15 protein-coding genes and 1 tRNA gene (1 of these 16 only partly in view) are annotated in these 17,914 nt (G+C 65.3%); 4 read left to right on the plus strand and 12 right to left on the minus strand.

All coding sequences use genetic code 11. From position 1 onward, the window contains the following. A protein-coding gene (locus G3A50_RS15150) for a cupin domain-containing protein (protein WP_163076042.1) crosses the window boundary here: on the plus strand, positions 1-417 show its final stretch. The gene continues 840 nt to the left of window position 1, outside the view; only the last 417 of its 1,257 coding nucleotides appear in the window; the start codon falls outside the window, past its left edge; its stop codon occupies positions 415-417. A gap of 93 nt (positions 418-510) precedes the next feature. On the opposite strand, the gene G3A50_RS15155 is transcribed toward G3A50_RS15150, so the two are convergent. From G3A50_RS15155 to G3A50_RS15165, 3 genes are all read right to left on the minus strand, one after another. Further along, on the minus strand, positions 511-1,716 hold the full coding sequence (locus tag G3A50_RS15155; protein ID WP_163076043.1) for an NAD-dependent formate dehydrogenase: 1,206 nt from the start codon (positions 1,714-1,716) through the stop codon (positions 511-513). 285 nt (positions 1,717-2,001) lie between these two features. After that, positions 2,002-2,922 carry a LysR family transcriptional regulator gene (locus tag G3A50_RS15160; protein ID WP_163076044.1) on the minus strand — a complete coding sequence of 307 codons (921 nt, stop codon included), beginning with the start codon at positions 2,920-2,922 and terminating at the stop codon, positions 2,002-2,004. A gap of 41 nt (positions 2,923-2,963) precedes the next feature. Then, positions 2,964-3,953, minus strand: coding sequence for a CHAD domain-containing protein (locus G3A50_RS15165; protein WP_163076045.1), 990 nt, complete (start codon positions 3,951-3,953; stop codon positions 2,964-2,966). Positions 3,954-4,117: 164 nt separating this feature from the next. Between G3A50_RS15165 and G3A50_RS15170 the strand changes: the two genes are divergently transcribed. Continuing rightward, positions 4,118-4,194 (plus strand) — tRNA-Met (locus tag G3A50_RS15170). A 409-nt stretch (positions 4,195-4,603) separates the two neighbouring features. On the opposite strand, the gene G3A50_RS15175 is transcribed toward G3A50_RS15170, so the two are convergent. The 6 genes from G3A50_RS15175 to G3A50_RS15200 are packed head-to-tail and all read right to left on the minus strand — an operon-like array spanning position 4,604 to position 9,520. Beyond that, positions 4,604-5,548, minus strand: a complete 945-nt coding sequence (locus G3A50_RS15175; protein WP_163076046.1) for a PDR/VanB family oxidoreductase — start codon at positions 5,546-5,548, stop codon at positions 4,604-4,606. A 3-nt stretch (positions 5,549-5,551) separates the two neighbouring features. Further along, on the minus strand, positions 5,552-6,121 hold the full coding sequence (locus tag G3A50_RS15180; RefSeq protein WP_163076047.1) for an MOSC domain-containing protein: 570 nt from the start codon (positions 6,119-6,121) through the stop codon (positions 5,552-5,554). A gap of 7 nt (positions 6,122-6,128) precedes the next feature. Next, a complete protein-coding gene (locus G3A50_RS15185; RefSeq protein ID WP_163076048.1) occupies positions 6,129-6,512 on the minus strand; it encodes a RidA family protein in 384 nt (127 codons plus the stop codon). A 38-nt stretch (positions 6,513-6,550) separates the two neighbouring features. Next, positions 6,551-7,915, minus strand: coding sequence for a TRAP transporter large permease (locus G3A50_RS15190; RefSeq protein ID WP_246251733.1), 1,365 nt, complete (start codon positions 7,913-7,915; stop codon positions 6,551-6,553). After that, on the minus strand, positions 7,912-8,463 hold the full coding sequence (locus tag G3A50_RS15195) for a TRAP transporter small permease subunit (RefSeq protein WP_163076049.1): 552 nt from the start codon (positions 8,461-8,463) through the stop codon (positions 7,912-7,914). Before G3A50_RS15195 ends, G3A50_RS15190 begins: the two co-directional genes overlap by 4 nt. A 4-nt stretch (positions 8,464-8,467) precedes the next feature. Next, the gene (locus G3A50_RS15200; RefSeq protein WP_163076050.1) at positions 8,468-9,520 is read right to left on the minus strand and encodes a TRAP transporter substrate-binding protein; all 1,053 of its coding nucleotides are present in this window, start codon (positions 9,518-9,520) and stop codon (positions 8,468-8,470) included. Between the two features lie 341 nt (positions 9,521-9,861). Between G3A50_RS15200 and G3A50_RS15205 the strand changes: the two genes are divergently transcribed. Beyond that, positions 9,862-10,443, plus strand: coding sequence for a helix-turn-helix domain-containing protein (locus G3A50_RS15205; protein WP_163076051.1), 582 nt, complete (start codon positions 9,862-9,864; stop codon positions 10,441-10,443). A 58-nt stretch (positions 10,444-10,501) separates the two neighbouring features. On the opposite strand, the gene G3A50_RS15210 is transcribed toward G3A50_RS15205, so the two are convergent. The 3 genes from G3A50_RS15210 to G3A50_RS15220 form a co-directional block, all read right to left on the minus strand. Continuing rightward, positions 10,502-13,198 (minus strand): bifunctional diguanylate cyclase/phosphodiesterase, encoded by a 2,697-nt coding sequence (locus G3A50_RS15210; protein WP_163076052.1) that lies wholly within the window; start codon positions 13,196-13,198, stop codon positions 10,502-10,504. Positions 13,199-13,282: 84 nt separating this feature from the next. Next, entirely contained in the window at positions 13,283-14,221 is a 939-nt protein-coding gene (locus G3A50_RS15215; protein ID WP_210255148.1) for a TRAP transporter substrate-binding protein, read from the minus strand. A 272-nt stretch (positions 14,222-14,493) separates the two neighbouring features. Continuing rightward, complete coding sequence (locus tag G3A50_RS15220; RefSeq protein ID WP_163076054.1) at positions 14,494-15,270, minus strand: sulfite exporter TauE/SafE family protein; 777 nt, start codon at positions 15,268-15,270, stop codon at positions 14,494-14,496. A 287-nt stretch (positions 15,271-15,557) separates the two neighbouring features. On the opposite strand from G3A50_RS15220, the gene G3A50_RS15225 reads away from it, so the two are divergent. Further along, positions 15,558-17,879 carry a mechanosensitive ion channel family protein gene (locus G3A50_RS15225; RefSeq protein WP_246251735.1) on the plus strand — a complete coding sequence of 774 codons (2,322 nt, stop codon included), beginning with the start codon at positions 15,558-15,560 and terminating at the stop codon, positions 17,877-17,879. Positions 17,880-17,914 lie beyond the last annotated feature (35 nt).

Here is a 17,914-nt window from a genome sequence, read left to right on the forward strand (position 1 = left end):
AGCCGGACCTTCAAGGTTTCCAAGTCCATCACCGGGGTGATCGAGACCATCAAGCCGGGCAGCCTGCGGCGGATGCACTGGCATCCCAATGCGGATGAATGGCAGTACTGGATCAAGGGGCAGGGCCGGATGACGGTGTTCAACGCCGGCCCGCGTGCGCAGACCATCGATTTCCAGGCGGGCGACCTCGGTGTCGTGCCCAAGAGCCAGGGCCATTACATCGAGAACACCGGCACCGAGGACGCGCAGGTGCTCGCGGTGTTCCGTGCGCCGGAATATGAGGAGATCGATCTGTCGAACTGGCTGACGCATGCGCCGCCGGAACTGGTCGCGCAGCACCTCAACATCAATCCGTCGGTGATCGCACGCTTCCCCAAGGGGGAGAACGGCATTCAGCCGGCGGGCGGAAAGGGCTGAGGCGCCCCGCCGTTCGCTCGGGGCGCCTCTGTCAGTGACGGGAGAGGACCGGGAGAGAAGCACCCGCCCCGGAGGGCGGGTGCCGCGAGGGCGTCAGCTCGCCTTCTTGAAGCGCTGCGCCTCTTCCGAGCCGCCGGTCGCATTGCCCTTGGAATAGGAATGCGCGCCGGTGCCAGCCAGGGCGCCGCCCTCGACGATGAGATACTCGTCGCGGATCGGCCGGCCTTCGAAGAAGCACTCGAGGATCTCGCGCGTGCCGGCCGCGTAACGCGCCTGCGCCGTGAGGGTGGTGCCGGAAATATGCGGGGTCATGCCGTTAAAGGGCATGGTCCGCCACGGGTGATCCTTCGGCGCCGGCTGCGGGAACCAGACATCGCCGGCATAACCCGCCAGCTGGCCCGATTCCATGGCGCGGGCCACGGCGTCGCGGTCGCACAGCTTGCCGCGCGCCGTGTTGACGAGGTAGGCGCCGCGCTTGAACAGCTTGAGCGTCTCGTCATTGATCATGTGCTCGGTTTCGGGGTGCAGCGGGCAGTTCAGCGTCACCACATCGCAGACCGGGTACATTTCCTCGCGCGTGGCGTGCCAGGTGAGGTTGAGTTCCTTCTCCACCGACTCCGGCAGGCGGTGACGGTCGGTGTAGTGCAGGTTTACGTCGAACGGCGCCAGGCGACGCAGCACGGCGAGGCCGATACGGCCGGCCGCGACCGTGCCGACCTCCATCTTTTCCAGATCATAGGCGTGGCTTACGCAATCGGCGATGTTCCAGCCGCCGTTCTTCGCCCAGTCGTGCGAGGGCAGATAGTTGCGCACCAGCGACAGGATCATCATCACCACATGCTCGGCGACGCTGATCGAGTTGCAGTAGGTGACTTCCGCCACGGTGATGTTGTTGTCGATCGCCGACTGAAGGTCGACATGGTCGGAACCGATGCCGGCGGTCAGCGCCAGCTTGAGGTTCTTCGCCTTGGCGATGCGCTCGGGCGTGAGATAGGCCGGCCAGAACGGCTGGGAGATGACGATGTCGGCATCGACCAGCTCCTTCTCGAACACCGAGTTCGGGCCGTCCTTGTCGGAGGTCACAACCAGGGTGTGGCCGTTGGATTCAAGATATTTGCGCAGGCCAAGCTCGCCGGAGACCGAGCCGAGCAGTTCGCCCGGGGTGAAATCGATGGCATTGGGCGTCGGCAGGGTCTGTCCGCCGGGGTAACGCTCCATCTTGGGCAGGCCATCGCGGGCATAGCTGGTGGGGTAGCCGGTGATCGGGTCGTCATAAAGGACGCAAAGTACCTTCGCCATGCTGGCATCTCCTCGCTTCGGTGAGCGGAAACGCGTCGGCCGCGCAGACAACCGCATTGGCGCCGCGCGGAGGCGCGGGCCCTGGGCTGGTCAGCAATCGCCTGAACCCGGCGCGCGCCATCTGGTGATGCGCCAGCGCGACGGACGTTTCCGCATCGGCGTGGCGCGCGGCTTCAGATGTGCCGCTGCGCCGTCGATGGCCTGAATCTGGGGCAAGAGCGCGCGCGGTTCAAATTGAAAGGGCGGAACAATTGATAGACGGCGACGATGAAGTCGCGATTACTTTTAAATAGTCTCAATTGACATTAGGGAACCTTCCGGGTCGCGGGGCAGCGCGCGGGCCAGTTTCATCAGTGCGCCGGCGACCGGGCTCAGCGGCTCGCGATCGGAAAGCACGAGGCCGATGGGCTGCGCATGCACGGGATCGACCAGCGGGATGCCGACAAGATCCGGGCTCTCGCCAAGGCCGCGCCAGCTCGCCTCCGGTACGATGCTGGTCCATGGTCCACGGCGCACGAAGCTCCACACCCCCATGAAGGAGCTGGTCTCGATGGCTGGCTGCACCGCCAGCCCCGCATCCCCCATCACCTGGTCGATGATGCGGCGGTTCTGCATGTCGGCGGTCAGCAGGCACAGCGGCCGAGCCGCGGCCTCGGCCCAGCACAGGGTGCGCCGGCGCGCCAACGGGTCGTCCCGCCGGGTGACGAAGACATAGCGTTCGACATACAGCTCCACGCGGCGAACCCGGTTCAGCGGCTCGTTCTCCAGATAGGTGATGCCTGCATCGAGTTCGAGCTGGTCGAGCCCGCGCTGGATCGCCACCGAGCTCAGGGTGAGCATCTGCACCTTCACGTCGGGATGGCGGTCGTGAAAGCGGGCCAGCAAAGCGGGGGCTGCCGCTGTGGTGGAGGGGATGGCGCCGACCCGCAGCGTGCCCGAGAGCTGGCCGCCGGGCTCGGTGCGCTCCTGGCGCAGGCTCTCGTAATCGGCCGCGATCTGGCGCGCCCAGCCCAGCACCCGCTCGCCCTCCACGGTGAAGCCGAGGAAGCGATGCCCGCGCACCACGATGGGCAGGCCAAGCTCCTGCTCCAGCTTGCGAATGCCGGCGGAAAGCGTGGGTTGCGACACGTTGCACGCCTCGGCGGCGCGGCCGAAGTGCTTCTCGCGGGACAGGGCGACGAGGTAGTGCATCTGCCGGACGAACATCGGGATTTCCTGCGTTGAAAAGGCGAGGCCGATGCGTCCTCTTATTCCTTTAGCGATACAGGATCAAAATAAGCCGCGATACGGCGGTGAAACGCCTTCGGCCGCTCGGCGAACAGGCGCTCGCGCAGGCGCAGCGCCGAGAGCGCGAGGCGCTGCTGGCGCGCCTGCGCCGCGCTTATGACGCCGGCCGGCCATTCCTGTTCGCCCGCGGGCGCGGCACCGGCCTGCTGCGCCGCAGTGATCTGACCGAGCAGCACGGCAAGGTCATGATGCTGGCCGAGTTTGTCGCGCAGGCGCTGGAGCTCGTCCTCCCACACCTTGCCAAGGCGCGGCCAGAACGGCGTCACCAGCGCCATCTGGTAGCGATGGGCGATGACGGCCTTGCGCAGGTCATGCAGGCTTTCGGGATCGTCCGTGTCGACGGGGCGCCGCCGCGCGCGGGCGTAATCGTCGCGAAGGGCGGCGAGAAGCGCCTTGTCCTTCATGCCGCCGGAAAGGCGAGGGGTGTCGATGAGGCACTGGTAGACAAGCGCGTCGAGCGCCGCCCGGTGCGGGCCGATGCCGCCTTCCGCGGCGCTCGGCGCCGGCACGGCCTCGGACGAGGGGGCATCAAGCGGGGCGGAAAGCGCCTGCGTGGCAGCCGCGGCGTGGGCGGTGTCGAGGCCGGCCTTGGCCACGAGATCATCGAGCGCGTCCTGCCGGGCGGCGTGATCGCGCGCTCCCGACAGGTGGCGTGCCGCTTCCGCCATGGCGCGGCCGAGGGCGCGGGCCTGCGCGCGCTCCCGGCGCCCGCGCACCAGCCGCAGCAGCGCGCGCAGGCGCTTGAACGCCTTTCTCAGGTCATGGACGGCCGTGACCGGGTCCTTGGTATCCAGCGCGGTCCGCGCCTCCTGGGCGGCGTCGAGAAGGCCATGGGCAAGCGGGCCGAGCGAGGCGCCAGCATCCGATACGCCGGTATCAGGAGTTGCCCCGGCATGACGGGCATCGGCGCCGGTGTTATGAACAGCCCCCTCGCGGCTTCGGTCCCGCATTAAATTCCTCCATTTTCTCAATTGGTTATATCATCAATATCGATGCTGGCGACGTTCCGATGACAAAAAGTTGGCCTCCAGGCCTTTCAATTGGGCACCGGGATTGCTAGATACCCCTCGTCGACACGAGGTTGCCCTGCCGGGCGCCGAAATGTCGGCTCTGACGCGGGGTGGAGCAGCCCGGTAGCTCGTCAGGCTCATAACCTGAAGGCCGCAGGTTCAAATCCTGCCCCCGCAACCACTGATACCGACAAACCCGCAGCCTCGGCTGCGGGTTTTGTTTTTCTAGCGGTCTTTCCGATTGCTTGGCGCTAGGTCCATTCGAGGATGGTTCGCCGTGCAGCGCCGCGAACATCTCGCCTCGTTCATTGCCGGGCGCCAGCACGATCCGCTCGATCAGAATCCGCAAACTTCCGCTGCCTGACGCCTTTCTTCCGGCCGGTTGAGCGCGTTGACGTGCTCCCCGCGTGTGTCCGGCCAGAACGGGAGTCCTCTGGTTTTATGCTCCGTGGTTGATGAGATCGCAATGGGGTCGGGGGCATGCCCCCGACCCCATTGCGCGGCGAGCCTGGCCGGGGTCTGTCCGCCGCGCTGTGCCACCCCGCACGCAGGCAGTCGCCGCTCTCCGTCTCGACGGACGCCCCGCCTGATCAGAGATCGAGTGTCAGGCTGCCTCTGGCGCGGGAGACGCAGGGCATGAGGCGACTGGCACGGGCCTTTACGCCAAGTACCGCGTCGCGATGGATCACATCCCCGCTCACATAGCCGCACTCGCACGAGCCGCACACACCGATCTCGCATGAAGAGCCACGCACGAAGTGATTGTCCCGCAACACCTCAAGCAAGCTGCGGTCCGCCGGAACATGGAGCTTGCGGCCGCTGGAGGTGATAACCACCTCGAAGGAGTCCGGGACGAAATCGGCATCCGACAGGGCTGCGAAATGTTCCCTGTGGTAGAGGTCGGCGGGAAAGCCCTGGGCGGCGATGGCCGTTTCAAGCGCCGCCGTCAGGCTGTTCGGGCCGCAAGCGTAGAGCTCGGCGCCCGCGGCCCGGGCCAGTAGCGTATGCACGTCGAGGCGCCGGCCTTCCTGCGAGAACCAGGTTGTCAGGCGGTCGCCGCACACGGCCCTCAGCTCGTCGAGAAGCGGAGCCTGCGCCGCATTCCTGGCGCAGTAATGGACGGTGAAGTCCGCTTCCCCCGCCGCCAGCACGCGGGCCATGGCGAGGATCGGCGTCACGCCGATACCGCCGGCCACCAGCACGTATCGCCCGCCTTTTCCATCAAGACCAAAATGGTTGCGGGGAGCGGAGACGTGAAGCTCCGAGCCTTCCCTCGCATGGTCATGGATCCATTTCGAGCCGCCGCGTCCACCCGCCTCGCGCTTGACCGCGATGCGGTAGCGGCCGCGATCCTCCGGGTCGCCCCAGAGCGAATACTGGCGCACGCCGCCGGCCACCATTACGTCCACATGGGCGCCGGCCGTCCATGCCGGAAGCGCCGGCCGCTTGGGATGCTGCAGGTCAAGCATGAGGACGTCCGGGGTCGTCAGCCTCGCGCCGACGACCCGCAATTTCATGATAAGACGGTCACTCATCGCCTAGTCCAACAACTCGATGACATCTCCCGGCCGGATCGTGCCGCTCGTCTCGATGCCGCAATTGAGGCCGGAGCGATTGTAAAGCGGCAGGAAGAGCGGGCGATCGAGTAGGTTTTCCAGATACTTGCAGGGAAAGTTGAGGCGCCCGCCACGCAGGACCACCTCGCCCACGCGAAAGCGCCGGCCCACCAGATGGTTGAGCGGCACTCCGCGCACGGTGAGATTGCGGCGGTGCTCCTCCGGCGCCAGCACCACCGGGCCCTCCTGGAGCGGCGGATCGTTGCGCGCAAGGGCATCGAGCGCTTCCTGCTCGATAAGCGTGATCTCGCGCACATCCGGGCGGGGCGAATAGGTGCCGGTGCCGAGATAGTAGCGATCGCCTTCGATGCCGCGCCCAGCGACACATGTCGCCTCGGTCAGCTCCTCCATCTCGTAGCTCGCCGCGGGTGCGATATGGATGTGCAGCAATTCGCCCTTCCAGCCCGTGGTGCCGCCCTCAACGCCCAGTGCCGCCTGAGCGGCGGGATGGGCGAAGGCCTCGATCTGTTTCACGCTCGTCTCGTCCGTCATGGCACCCTCAATCGACACGCGCCGCGATGGCTTCGATTTCGACCAGCGCGCCCTTGGGCAGTCGTGCCACCTCAATGGTGGAGCGGGCCGGCGCGCTGCTGGGAAAGGCCTTGGCGTAGATCTCGTTCATTGCGGCGAAATCATCCATGTTCTTCAGAAACACGGTGGTCTTCACCACACTGGCGAGGCTCGCCCCGCCCGCCTTCAGCACGGCCTCCAGGTTGGCCAGCGACGCCTTGGTCTGCGCCACGATCCCCTCGGCCAGTTCGCCGGTGGAGAGGTCTATGGGAAGTTGGCCAGAGACGAAGACGAGGTCGGCAAACGAGATGCCCTGGGAATAGGGGCCAGCGGCCGGGGCGGCCGCATCCGTCGCGATGACGTTGCGTGACATGTGGCTCTCCTTGAGCTTGGTAGGTTTTTGGAAATGCCTCAGTAACCGAGGTAGGTCGGCAGCCACAGGACCAGTGCCGGAACGAGAAGGCACAGTAAAAGCCCGGTGAGCTGAAGCAGAGTGAAGGGGATGATGCCCTTGTAGATGTCGCCCAGGGTCAGATATCCCTGTCCGGCCTGGCGCAGGTAGAACAGGGCTGGCCCGAAGGGGGGCGTCAGGTAGGAGGTCTGGAGGTTGACCGCCACCGCGATGGCGAACCAGAGCAGGATACGGTCCTTCGGCACCGCATCGCCGAAGTCCAGCTCCATCACGATGGGCCGGAATACCGGCAGAATGATCAGCGTGATCTCCAGCCAGTCAAAGACGAAACCCAGCAGGAAGATGATGCCCATCAGCAGGAAGAGCAGGGTCCAGTCGTGCAGGTCGAGAAGTTCGATGACGTGCACGATGGCATCGTCGCCTCCAAGCTCCCGGAAGACGTAGGAGAAAAGCGTCGCGCCGCAGAAGATGCCGAAGATCATGGCGTTGGTGAGCGCCGTGCTTTGCACCACATCCTTCAGCAACTTCAGCGAGAAGGTCCGGTTGAAGACGGCCAGGACCGTGGCGCCGAAGGCACCGACGCCGGCCGCCTCCGTGGGGGTGGCAAAGCCGCAGATGATGGAGCCGAGCACCAGCACCACCAGCGCCGTCGGCGGGACGAAGCCGCGGATGATGAGGCCAATGAGGCTCTGCCCGTCCGCCATCGGCGCCTTCTCTAGCCGGGGCAGGCGATCGGGCTTCAATATCGCCATGACCACGATGTAGACGAGATAGAGTCCCGAGAGCAGGAAGCCGGGAATCACCGCGCCGGTGAACAGGTCTCCGACCGGGATCGCCAGAAGATCGCCCATGATGACCAGCATGATGGACGGCGGGATAAGGATTCCGAGCGTGCCGGACGCGGCGATGACCCCGGAGGTGATGCCCTTGTCGTAGCCCCGCTCCATCATGACCGGCAGGGCCAGGAGCGCCAGCATGACCACCGAGGCGCCGACAATGCCCGTGGTCGCCGCCATGATGGTGCCCATCAGGACGACGGACAGGGCAAGCCCGCCGGGCACCCGCCGCAGCAGCACGGAGAGGATCTCCAGCAGGTGCCGTGCCACCCCGCTGCGTTCCAGCATGATCCCCATGAAGATGAACATGGGAATGGCGACCAGCACCAGATTGTCCGCGATCGAGCCCCAGATGCGGCTGACGACCAGAAACAATTGCGCCGGCACGAACAGATCGAGCATGCCGCCGACCAGGGCGAAGACGAGCCCCACGCCGGCGAGGCAGAAGGCCACGGGGAAGCCGGAGAACAGCACCAGCACAAGAAATGCCAGCATGGTCAACGGCAATGCGGTGTCGAATGCGCTCACAGACCGACCTCCTGGTGCTCGTCGTGATGGCTCCTGGGTGGCGGCGCGCCGAGGAGCGTCGCCAGAGAGCCGGTGATGGCGCTGAGGGCGGCAATAAGGAGAGTGGCGAAACCGACGAGAAGCGCCGACTTGACGATCCATCGGTGCGGCAGGCCGGTGAGCGAGGGCGAGCCTTCATCGAGCTGGAAGGAATGCGCGACGAAGCCCCATCCATAGCTGAGCACGATGATGCAGAACGGCGCGAGGAAGAGCGTCGCGCCGATCAGTTCGATGACAGCCGCGGTCTTCGGCCCGAAGCGGGCGTGGAGCACGTCGATGCGCACGTGCTCCCCTTCCACATAGGCGTAGCCGAGGCAGAGCAGGAAAAGAGCGGCATGGAAGTGCCACTCCAGATCCTGCAGCTTCGTCGAGCCAAGCACGATGAAGCGGCGGGTGATGACGTCGAGCACGACGGTCAGGATCAAGAACACGACACACCACGCCGCCACTTGCCCGACCCGCCGTGCGATCATCCTCAAGAGGTTTGACGCGGCGAGCAGGAAGGTCATGGGATCACTTCAGGTATCCGATTTCTTTCCAGGTCGCGTAGTCGTCGCGGAATGCCGAGAAGCTGGCATATGCGCGCGCGAAATCGGGATCGGCGGCGACCTGTTCGGCGATCACCTCGTCCACCGCGCCGTGCAGCTTTGCCAGGTCCTCATCGGACCACTTCTTGATGGTGACGCCCTTCTCCTGCAGCGCCTTGAGGGCCGGCAGCTGGATCGCCTCGCCCTCGGCGATGCCGTAGCGCACGTTGTCGCCGCACACGCTCTCGATCTGAGCCTGCTGAGTGGGGCTCAGCTTGTCCCACTTGTCCTTGTTCATCATCAGGTCGAAGAAGGTCGACTGCTGGTGCCAGCCGGGGAAGTAGTAGAATTTGGCGATCTGCCAGAAGCCCATCTTGAGGTCGATAGCGGGCTGCACGAATTCGAGACCGTCAATGACGCCGCGATCAAGGGCAGGGTAGACGTCGGGCGCCGCAAGAAGCTGGGCGGAGACGCCGAACTTGGCCAGCGCCTTGGCGCCGAGGCCGAAGAATCGCAGCTTGAGGCCATTGAGATCGTCGACGCTCTTGATCTCCTTCTTGAACCAGCCCGAGCCTTCGGGCGCGAGCATGCCGCACATGACCGACTTGATGCCGTACTTGGCGTAGATCTCGTCGAAGATCTCCTTGCCGCCGCCGAAATAGAACCAGGCCATGTATTCGGGTGCGGCGGGGCCGAACGGCAGGGCGCCGAAGACCTGCAGCGCCGGCACCTTTCCGCCCCAGAAGCCGGGGGTGGAAAAGGCGGCATCGATGGCGCCCATGGACACTGCGTCGAACGCCTCCAGCGGCGGAACCAGGGCGTTGGGCTCGTAGAAGCGAATTTCCATATTGCCGCCGGAGACCTTGTCGATCTGGTCCTGAATACGCTTCCCGAGGGTGCCGAGCTGCGGCAGCGAGCTTGAGAAGGTGCCGGCCATCTTCCACTTGACCTTGGTGTCCGCGGCGGCTGCCCCCGAGATGGGCAGGGTCGCGGCCATCAGGACCAACAGTGCCTGACGCACATGCTTGGTGAGCTTCATGGATCTGTCCCTCTTTGATTGTCAGCGTCCAGAAATTAGACAACGTTGCCTATTGAACAACCATTCTTGGCTTCCCGAAACGGTAATCCGAGCTTCCAACCCTTTACGTAGCAAGGCCTATGCCAAGCTCGCAAAGGCGGGGTTGTGGCAACGCGGCCGTAGGGGTTGCCTGATGATCAACATTGTACAATGGGCGCAATTGACCACTTGCAATCGCCATCCGAGTGGGGAAATTGTGCTGCCGTCCTCGCCAAAGTCGGTTCTGGGAGTTTGGGCCGTGCAGAACGCGGGTTTGTGCGATTCCGGTGCGCGCCGAGCAACCGCAGGAGTATGAGAGCCCCATGGTCACGCTAGCTGCCCCCGCGACGACAAAGGCTGCGACCGATGTGAGCCTGGGTCGCGCCATTCGCGCGCTGCGCACCGCGCGCGGGCTTTCCCTGTCGCAGCTGGCCTTGGCCGCCGCCGTGGACAAGGGCTATCTCTCGCGCGTGGAGCGGGGGCTGAAGGTCCCTTCCGTGGCCATCGTCCTGCGGATTTCCACGGCGCTGGAAGTGTCCGCCGCGCAGCTGTTCGGCGCGGCGGAGAACCACCAGCTGATCTTCGTCACGCGTGCGGGCGATCGCGATGCGCTCACCGCCGATGACGGCAACTACCACATGGAAGTGCTGACCCAGGGGTCCGACAGCTCAGGCCTGGAAGTCTTCCTCATGTATCCGCCTGCCGAGTTCGCCAATGAGCCGGAAGCGACCCATCGCGGCGAAGAGGTGCTGTTCGTCATTCAGGGCAAGGTGGAAGTGCGTTTCGCTGATCAGGAACTGGTGCTCAACAAGGGTGACTCCGTGCAGTTTCCCGGCGTTCTGCGCCACAAGGTCCGCCGTCTGGCGGACAACAGCTGCGTCCTGCTTTCCGTCTACGGCCCCTGAACCCTGGCTCCGATGGAGCGGAGGGGTAACGCGGGCCGGCGTCGGCGTCGCGCCGGGTTCACGTCGCGCCGGATACTGTCTCGGTGACGCACCGGTGCGCTGCGGCGATCGTCACGGCGGTGTCGATGGAGATCGGCTTGCCCAGCAGGTAGCCCTGCGCCTCCGTGCAGCCCGAACGCCGTGCCGCTTCCCACTGTTCGGTGGTCTCGATCCCCTCCGCCGTCGTCGTCATGCCGAGCCGGAAGGCGAGCATGGCGATGGCGTTGACGATGATGGCGCTCTCCGGGCGTAACGTCATGTCCCGCACGAAGAGCTGGTCGATCTTGATCTTGTCGAGGGGGAACAGGTGGAGATGGCTCAGGCTCGAATAGCCGGTGCCGAAGTCGTCGAGGACGATCTTCACACCCATCAGTTTCAGGCGGCTGAGCACTTCCAGATTATGCTGGTCATTGGTGAAGAGGGCGGTTTCGGTGATTTCGAGTTCGAGACGCGCCGGGTTGAGCCCACTCTCCTCCAGAGCCTGGCTCACGGCGGCCACGATGTCGCCGAAGGCGAGCTGGATCGGTGAAAGGTTGATCGCGATTTTCAGATCGTCCGGCAGGAGACAGGCATCGTGGCAGGCCCGGCGCAGCACCCATAGGCCGATGTCGACGATCAGCCGTGTATCCTCCGCGATCGGGATGAAGGTCGCCGGGCTTATGAAGCCGCGGATGGGGTGGCGCCAGCGTAGCAGGGCCTCGAAGCCGCACAGCCGTTCCGAGGCCAGATTGTAGATCGGCTGATACACCAGCTCGAACTGCTCGCCGGGCAGGGCGTGGAGCAAATCCCCCTCGATGGCGAGCCGGTCGCGCAGATGCGCGTCCATGCCGGGCTCGAAGGCGCAGAACCGCGCGCGGCCCTTGCCCTTTGCCTGGTACAGCGCAAGGTCGGCCTGCTTGAGCAGGGCATCGGCGTCCTGGCTTTCGGGCATCGCCACAGCGATGCCGATGCTGGCGCTCACCGAAATGGTGTGGCCGAGAATGCTGTAGGGCTGACCAAGCTCCTCGATGATCTTCGCGCTGAGCTGCTCGGCGTCCGCAGGCTGGTTCTGGGCCAGGCTGACCACGGCAAATTCGTCGCCGCCGAGCCGGGCGACGCGATCGGGGTCGTTCACGCAGTTGCTCAGCCGCTCGGCCACGGTGCGCAGCAGCGCGTCGCCGACCGGATGACCGAGCGTGTCGTTGACGTCCTTGAACCGGTCGAGATCGAGATAGAGCAGGGCGAGCTTGTCTCCCTCGGCCGTGGCCTTGCCGAGGGCCGAGGCGAGGCGCTCGCGGAACAGTACCCGGTTCGGCAGGCGGGTAAGGTCGTCATGATGGGCGAGGAACCAGATGCGCCTTTCGCGCTCGGTCAAGGCCGCGTTCTGGCGGTGGGCCTCGGCAGTGGCCTCGTTGGCCCGCTCATTGGCCTCGGCGAGTTCGCGCAGCATGGTCTTGAGCGGGGTGATGTCGGTTCGCGTGCCGACCGTTCCTCCATCGGCCGTGCGCCGTTCCTTCATCAGCACCCAGCGGCCGTCCGGGAGAAGGCGCTCCAGCGACCCCCTGCCGCGATGGTGCAGCTGCAGCATCGAGGTGATAAGCCCTTCCAGATCGTCCTTCGCTTCCGGGTACTGCCCGGCCTGCGCGGCCTTTCGCACCAGTTCTTCGAAGCTGATGCCGGGCTCGATAAACGGGGCGCTGATCCGGTAGAGGTCGCGGTAGCGTTCGTTGCAGGTGACCAGCCGATCATTCTCGTCCCACATCACGAAGCCTTCCGACATGGCTTCGATCGCGTTCACCAGCACCTTCTGCGAACGGCTCCGCTCAGATTCGACCTTCTCGCGCTGGCGCAGGGCGGCGATCAGCGCCAGGCTGAAGGCCGCGATCAACAGGGCGCCGACCGTGGCGGCGGCGATCGTGTTGTCGCGATCGCGTTTCCAGTCGCTGAGCAATTTCGTCAGCGGGGCGGTGAGCACCACGCGCAGGCTGCCATAGAGCGAGCCGCGGACGATGGCGAGCGAACGCTCGCCGGTGACCGGATTGATGGCAACGAACGCCTTGCCGTCGGCCGTGTGCGTTCCAAGCGCGGAGGGGCGTACCTTGCCGGTCTCTGTCTCATTATGCGGCAGCGAGGCGACGAGCATGCCGTCGGGGCGCTCCAGCTGCAGCTTCACGCCGGGTGGAATGCCGGTTTCGGCGAGGAGTTCCATCAGCGTGGGGAGCGGCACCTCGGCGACCGCGGTGATGCCGCTCCAGGCCACGAGGGAGCGGCAGACATAGAGCGACCAGTCGCCGGTTATGGCGTTGCGCAGGGGGCCGACGAGGGCGGCCGGACCAATATTCAGTGTTCTGGTGTCGAAGGGCAGCTTCTGCCCGGAGGGGCGCCGGCGGGCCGAGGCCAGAATAGTGTCATGGGAATCGACGAGGATCAGGTCGCGATAGGCAAGGGTCTGGAAATTCAGTCCCCGCAGGACGTCGTCGACGGCGGAGGGATCCATCGGCGTGATGCTTGAGGCCGCGAACAGTGTCGGCAGGCTGGCGAGCGCGCCGTGGACCTGGAGCAGCTGCCGGTTCAACGCGTTCTCAACGGCCTGGGCGGAGCGTTCCAGCGATATCCGTGCGGCCAGCATTGCCGCGCGCTCGGCCTGGTCGAGCAGCGCTGCCGTTCCTGCCGCTATAATCAGCAGGATGATCGCCGTCCCTGTTGCGACAGTCAGCTTGAGGCGATGCCAGATCATCGGGTGTTATCGGCTGCTCTGCGCGGGGTACACTTGAAGGGTATCACTTGGTGGGTTCGTCGGGTGGCATTCACTTGGCTGAGTTCACTGGACCGGCACCGTTATCGAATGAATGGGAGCGAGAAAGGTGTTCCACGCCTCCGCGCAGGCGTTGCCGCATCTCTCGATCCAGCGTGGCAACACGACCTCCTCGAGAAGGCGCAGGCGCTGCTGTGTATCGGCGGCGCTGCTCGGCACGATGGTCATCGGCCGCTCCGGATCCTTGCCGCAGGATATGGTGCCGGCATCGCAGGCAAGGCCACGCTCGGTGTCGGCCTCCGCCTGCTGCCAGATGCGTTGCTCAAGCTCCGCCACGCTCGAGCGCAGGATCGCCCGGTCGTCGGCCGGCAGGTTGTGCCAGGTCGCCAGGTTGGCCCCGAAGATCGAGATGCCCCAACTGATCGCCATCGCGTGCACATGGGTCGTGACCTCGGGCAGTCCGATCTCGTATCCGCTCAGTGTTCCGGTTATGGCGCAGTCCGCGACGCCGTCACGCAGCGCGTTCACGATTTCCGCAAACGGCACCTGAACCGGAATGGCGCCAAGCGCGGTCATCAGCTCGGATTGGCCGACGGAGGATGTGCGCACTTTCCGGCCCGAGATGTCGTCGAGATCCGTGAACGCGGCTTTGCAGAACAGGACCTGTGCCGGGTAGATGTAAATGCCGAGAAGCTCGATGTCGTAGCGGGTGCGCAGGATGTCGGCCAGATGCTGGCGGAAGGCGGCGACGGTGCGGCGCAGTGTGGCGATGTCGGGGTTGAGGACCGGCAGGTCAATGGCGTTCAGCTCGGGCTCGTCGCCCGCCACCAGGGCGAGCAGCGCCGTCCCGAACGGAACCACTCCCAGCCGCATGAGCTGCAGCATCTCCTGAACCCGCAGGCCGCCGCTGTCGAGGGGGCGTATGGAGGCGGTGATCCGGCCATTGGTGCGTTCGGGCAGCTCGTTTTCCCAGAAGGGGCGCTCAAGCTTCAGATACTGGGTCACGCCGCCCAGCCCTCCCACAACCTGAAGCTGGAGGGATTCGTGGACAGCGGACTCTGCCCGCGCGTCGCCCACGTGCGCCAGACAAAGGAGGGCGGCGAGCAGAAGCCCTCGAAGACCGTTCGTCGCCAGTCGACCGAGACACATTTGCCGCCGCGGACCCGCCATGCGTCTGCCCTGAGGTTTCATCTTTCGGGACAATAGGCGTGATCGCGAATTCACGAAATGCCCCTGTGTGTTGCACAGGACATTTCCTGGCCGGAAAGCCGGCACGCTCACCGAAGCAGCAATTTGACGCCGGCCACAAACAAAACAAGGGTGATGAGGATCCGCACCAGCCGCTCGTCGAGGCGCGAGCAGGCGAGGGTGCCCAGCGCAATTCCCGGGATCGACCCCAGCAGCAGCAGCCCGAGCAGGGCGAGGTCGACATTGCCGAGGATGAGATAGCCGGTGCCGGCGATGATGGTCAGCGGCACGGCATGTGCCGTGTCCGTCCCCGCGATCTGGCGGGCGGCGAGGGTGGGGTAGAGGGCGATGAGGAAGACGGCGCCGAGGGCGCCGGCCCCGACCGAGGTCAATGTCACCATGGCGCCGATGACGCAGCCGCACAGCACCGTGCCTCCGTCGCGCAGAGTGGTCAGGTGGGCGAACCGCTCGCTGCCACGTATCGCCGCCCGCTGGATGCGCTCGCGGAAGACCATCGCGACGGATGTCATCAGCAGCACGCCGCCCAGGATGTTGGTGGTGAACGAGGGATCAAACGTCGTGTGGGAGACGTACAGATAGAGCAGAACCAGCACGGACGAGGGAATGCTGCCTATGCCGAGCAGCACCGCGATGCGCAGATTGAGGCTGCCATATCTGTGATGGAAGGCCGAGCCGAACATCTTGGTCACGGCCGCGAACCACAGGTCGGTGCCAATCGCCGTGGTGGGTGCGACGCCGAAAAGAAGGATCAGAAGCGGGGACATGAGCGAGCCACCGCCCACCCCGGTGAGGCCGACCAGGATACCGACGAAAAACCCTGAAAATATATATGCAAAATCGATCATTGGCACGACCAGCAATCCCGAACGGGATATTCGCAGGGAAATCTTGGGACTCGAGAGGTCGTCGAACTCTAGTCGCCCGCGATTGCCGAGCGCAACCGACGATCGGTCGCATATCGACTCGGGCTTCGACGATTGCCGATCTTCTTGGCCCTTCGGGTTGCCGCACCGCGGCAAATCTGGAACCCTTGGGGGAACGAGTGTCGACATACCGCGTTGGCGATCTATCGCCAACTTGCCGAGAGCGTCGCGATCCGTGGCGGTCGTGACCATGAATGATGGGATTCCCCATGCCGCCACGTAAGATTCCAGCTGCCCTTCTGTTTCTGCTTGCGATTGTCTTCGCGGGCCCCGCCTTCAGCCAGACTCAGGCACTCTCCGCGGCGGCCACCGCCTCGTCCCCGGCACCACCACAAACCGCGCCGCACCTGAAGGCGCTGCTCGATACGCTGAGCAATGACCAGACCCGTGCGGAGTTTCTCAGCAAGCTGCGGGCGCTGGTGGACAGCGGGGCGGTGGCCGAGGAGCCACCCAAGCGGGAGGACTGGCTTTCCGGGGCAACGGAATCGCTGGGCGCTTTCTCCGGCGCGGTGCTGGGCATCGTCGCCGAGATCGAGACGCTGCCGGCGCAGGTCGCCGAGCTGTTCGAGAATCTGACGGATCCCTTCATACTGGAGCGGATCGGCTGGGCGATGACGACGGTCCTCGCCGTCCTCGCCGCGGCGATCCTGGCCGAGTATGTGTGCAAATGGCTGCTCGCGCGTCCGCGCCGGGCCCTGGAGGCGAGGCCCGCGCGCGCCTTTTTCGCCAAGTTCCTGCTGCTGCTGGTCCGCACGGTGCTGGACATCATACCGATCGGCGTCTTCGCCGCCGTGGCGTTCGGCGTGCTGGCGATGGTCGATCTCAGCTTCATCGTCCGGCTCGCCGTGGTGACGGTGATCAACGCCAATGTGCTGGCGCGGCTGGTTATCGCGGGCGCCCGGGCGGTGCTGACGCCGGATGCGCCGCAAATGCGGCTGTTCCGCCAGCACAACGAGAACGCCGCCTACAGCTATCTGTGGGTCCGCCGTTTCTCTCACGCCGCCATTTATGGGTACTTCATCCTGCGCGCCGCGTGGGTGCTCGGGCTGTCGCGGGCGGCCTATGTGTTCTTTGTCGACCTGCTGGGCCTTCTGCTGGCCGGCATGTGCATTGTCCTGATCCTGCAGATCCGCGTCGGGGTTGCCCGAAAATTGCGCAGGTTTGGAGCCAAGGACGGCCGGACGGTGCGGCTGCGCGAGACGATTGCCGATTTCTGGCACGTCCTGGCAATCGCCTATATCGGCGTCGCCTATCTGGTGTGGGTGCTGCATGTGGGGCGTGGGTTCGATTTCCTCGCCCGGGCGACACTGCTCTCCTTGATCACCATCGCGACGGCGACGCTGGTGGGCATCGCGCTGGGGCGCCTGTTTGATCGCGTGTTCCAGCTCAGGCCGGATCTTCGCGAGCGCTATCCGATGCTGGAGGCGCGCGCGAACCGGTATCTTCCCCTGCTGCGCAGCGCGCTGAAGAGCCTGCTGGCGATCGTTGTCGTCATGGCGCTGCTGGAGATCTGGGGCGCCGAGCCCTTCGTCTGGCTGGCGTCCGCGTCGGGGCAGGGCCTTGTCGGGCGACTGATCTCGATTGGCGTCGTGCTGCTGGCGGGGATGGTATTGTGGGAACTGTCCTCCGCCTTCGCTGAACGGATGCGGCTCGCCAATCCGAATTCGACACGGCTGAAGACGCTTCTGCCTTTCCTGCAGAACGCGTTCCGCGTCGTTCTGCTCACCCTCGGCGGGCTGATCCTGCTCTCCGAGGTCGGGGTCAACATCGCGCCGCTGCTCGCCGGTGCCGGTGTCCTCGGCCTCGCCATCGGCTTCGGCGCGCAGACCCTGGTCAAGGACGTCATCACCGGCGTGTTCATCCTGATGGAGGACACGCTCTCGGTGGGTGACGTTGTCGAGGTCGGCTCGCATGCCGGGCTGGTGGAGAAGATCACCATCCGCACCGTGCACATGCGTGACTTCGACGGCAATGTGCACTCCATTCCCTTCGGCGAGGTGCAGACCGTCAAGAACATGTCGAAGGAGTACGCCTATGCCGTGGTCGACGTCACCGTCGCCTATCGTGAGAACATCGACGACGCACTGGCGGTGATGGCGGAAGTGGCCGCGGACATGGCGGCGAAGGGGCCGCTGGCCGACACCATCGTCGAGCCCTTCGAGGTGGTCGGCGTCGAGGGACTTCAGGAATCCAGCGTCTGGCTGCGCGGACGCTTCAAGACGCGTCCGCTTGGCCAGTGGAACGTCAAGCGCGAGTTCTACCGGCGCATCAAGGCCGCCTTCGAGGCCAAGGGCATCGAGATTCCGTTCCCGCACCGCACGATCTACATGGGCACCGACAAGAAGGGGGATTCCGCGCCGTTGCGCGTGGTCAACCAGCGCCCGGAAGACGTGACCCTGCCGCAGAAGCGCCGTGCCGATGCCGCCCGGTCGGCCCGTACGCCCGGCCCGCACATCGAGGAGCATCCCGGTGCACGCGAGCGGACAGAGGAAGACGACGCGCCGCTGCTGCCTTCCATCGAGGAACGCTGACGCCCTCGCCCACCATGGCGGGCGAGGCCGGCACG

It is taken from the genome of Ancylobacter pratisalsi, from assembly GCF_010669125.1.
Taxonomy (GTDB): Bacteria; Pseudomonadota; Alphaproteobacteria; order Rhizobiales; family Xanthobacteraceae; genus Ancylobacter; species Ancylobacter pratisalsi.

Excerpts from the sequence above, each read along its gene's own strand:
- G3A50_RS15225 (WP_246251735.1), top strand. The coding sequence starts at position 15,558 with ATGCCGCCACGTAAGATTCCAGCTGCCCTTCTGTTTCTGCTTGCGATT.
- G3A50_RS15195 (WP_163076049.1), bottom strand. The coding sequence starts at position 8,463 with ATGACCTTCCTGCTCGCCGCGTCAAACCTCTTGAGGATGATCGCACGG.
- G3A50_RS15155 (WP_163076043.1), bottom strand. The coding sequence starts at position 1,716 with ATGGCGAAGGTACTTTGCGTCCTTTATGACGACCCGATCACCGGCTAC.
- G3A50_RS15165 (WP_163076045.1), bottom strand. The coding sequence starts at position 3,953 with ATGCGGGACCGAAGCCGCGAGGGGGCTGTTCATAACACCGGCGCCGAT.
- G3A50_RS15200 (WP_163076050.1), bottom strand. The coding sequence starts at position 9,520 with ATGAAGCTCACCAAGCATGTGCGTCAGGCACTGTTGGTCCTGATGGCC.
- G3A50_RS15175 (WP_163076046.1), bottom strand. The coding sequence starts at position 5,548 with ATGAGTGACCGTCTTATCATGAAATTGCGGGTCGTCGGCGCGAGGCTG.
- G3A50_RS15185 (WP_163076048.1), bottom strand. The coding sequence starts at position 6,512 with ATGTCACGCAACGTCATCGCGACGGATGCGGCCGCCCCGGCCGCTGGC.
- G3A50_RS15205 (WP_163076051.1), top strand. The coding sequence starts at position 9,862 with ATGGTCACGCTAGCTGCCCCCGCGACGACAAAGGCTGCGACCGATGTG.
- G3A50_RS15180 (WP_163076047.1), bottom strand. The coding sequence starts at position 6,121 with ATGACGGACGAGACGAGCGTGAAACAGATCGAGGCCTTCGCCCATCCC.
- G3A50_RS15220 (WP_163076054.1), bottom strand. The coding sequence starts at position 15,270 with ATGATCGATTTTGCATATATATTTTCAGGGTTTTTCGTCGGTATCCTG.
- G3A50_RS15210 (WP_163076052.1), bottom strand. The coding sequence starts at position 13,198 with ATGATCTGGCATCGCCTCAAGCTGACTGTCGCAACAGGGACGGCGATC.
- G3A50_RS15160 (WP_163076044.1), bottom strand. The coding sequence starts at position 2,922 with ATGTTCGTCCGGCAGATGCACTACCTCGTCGCCCTGTCCCGCGAGAAG.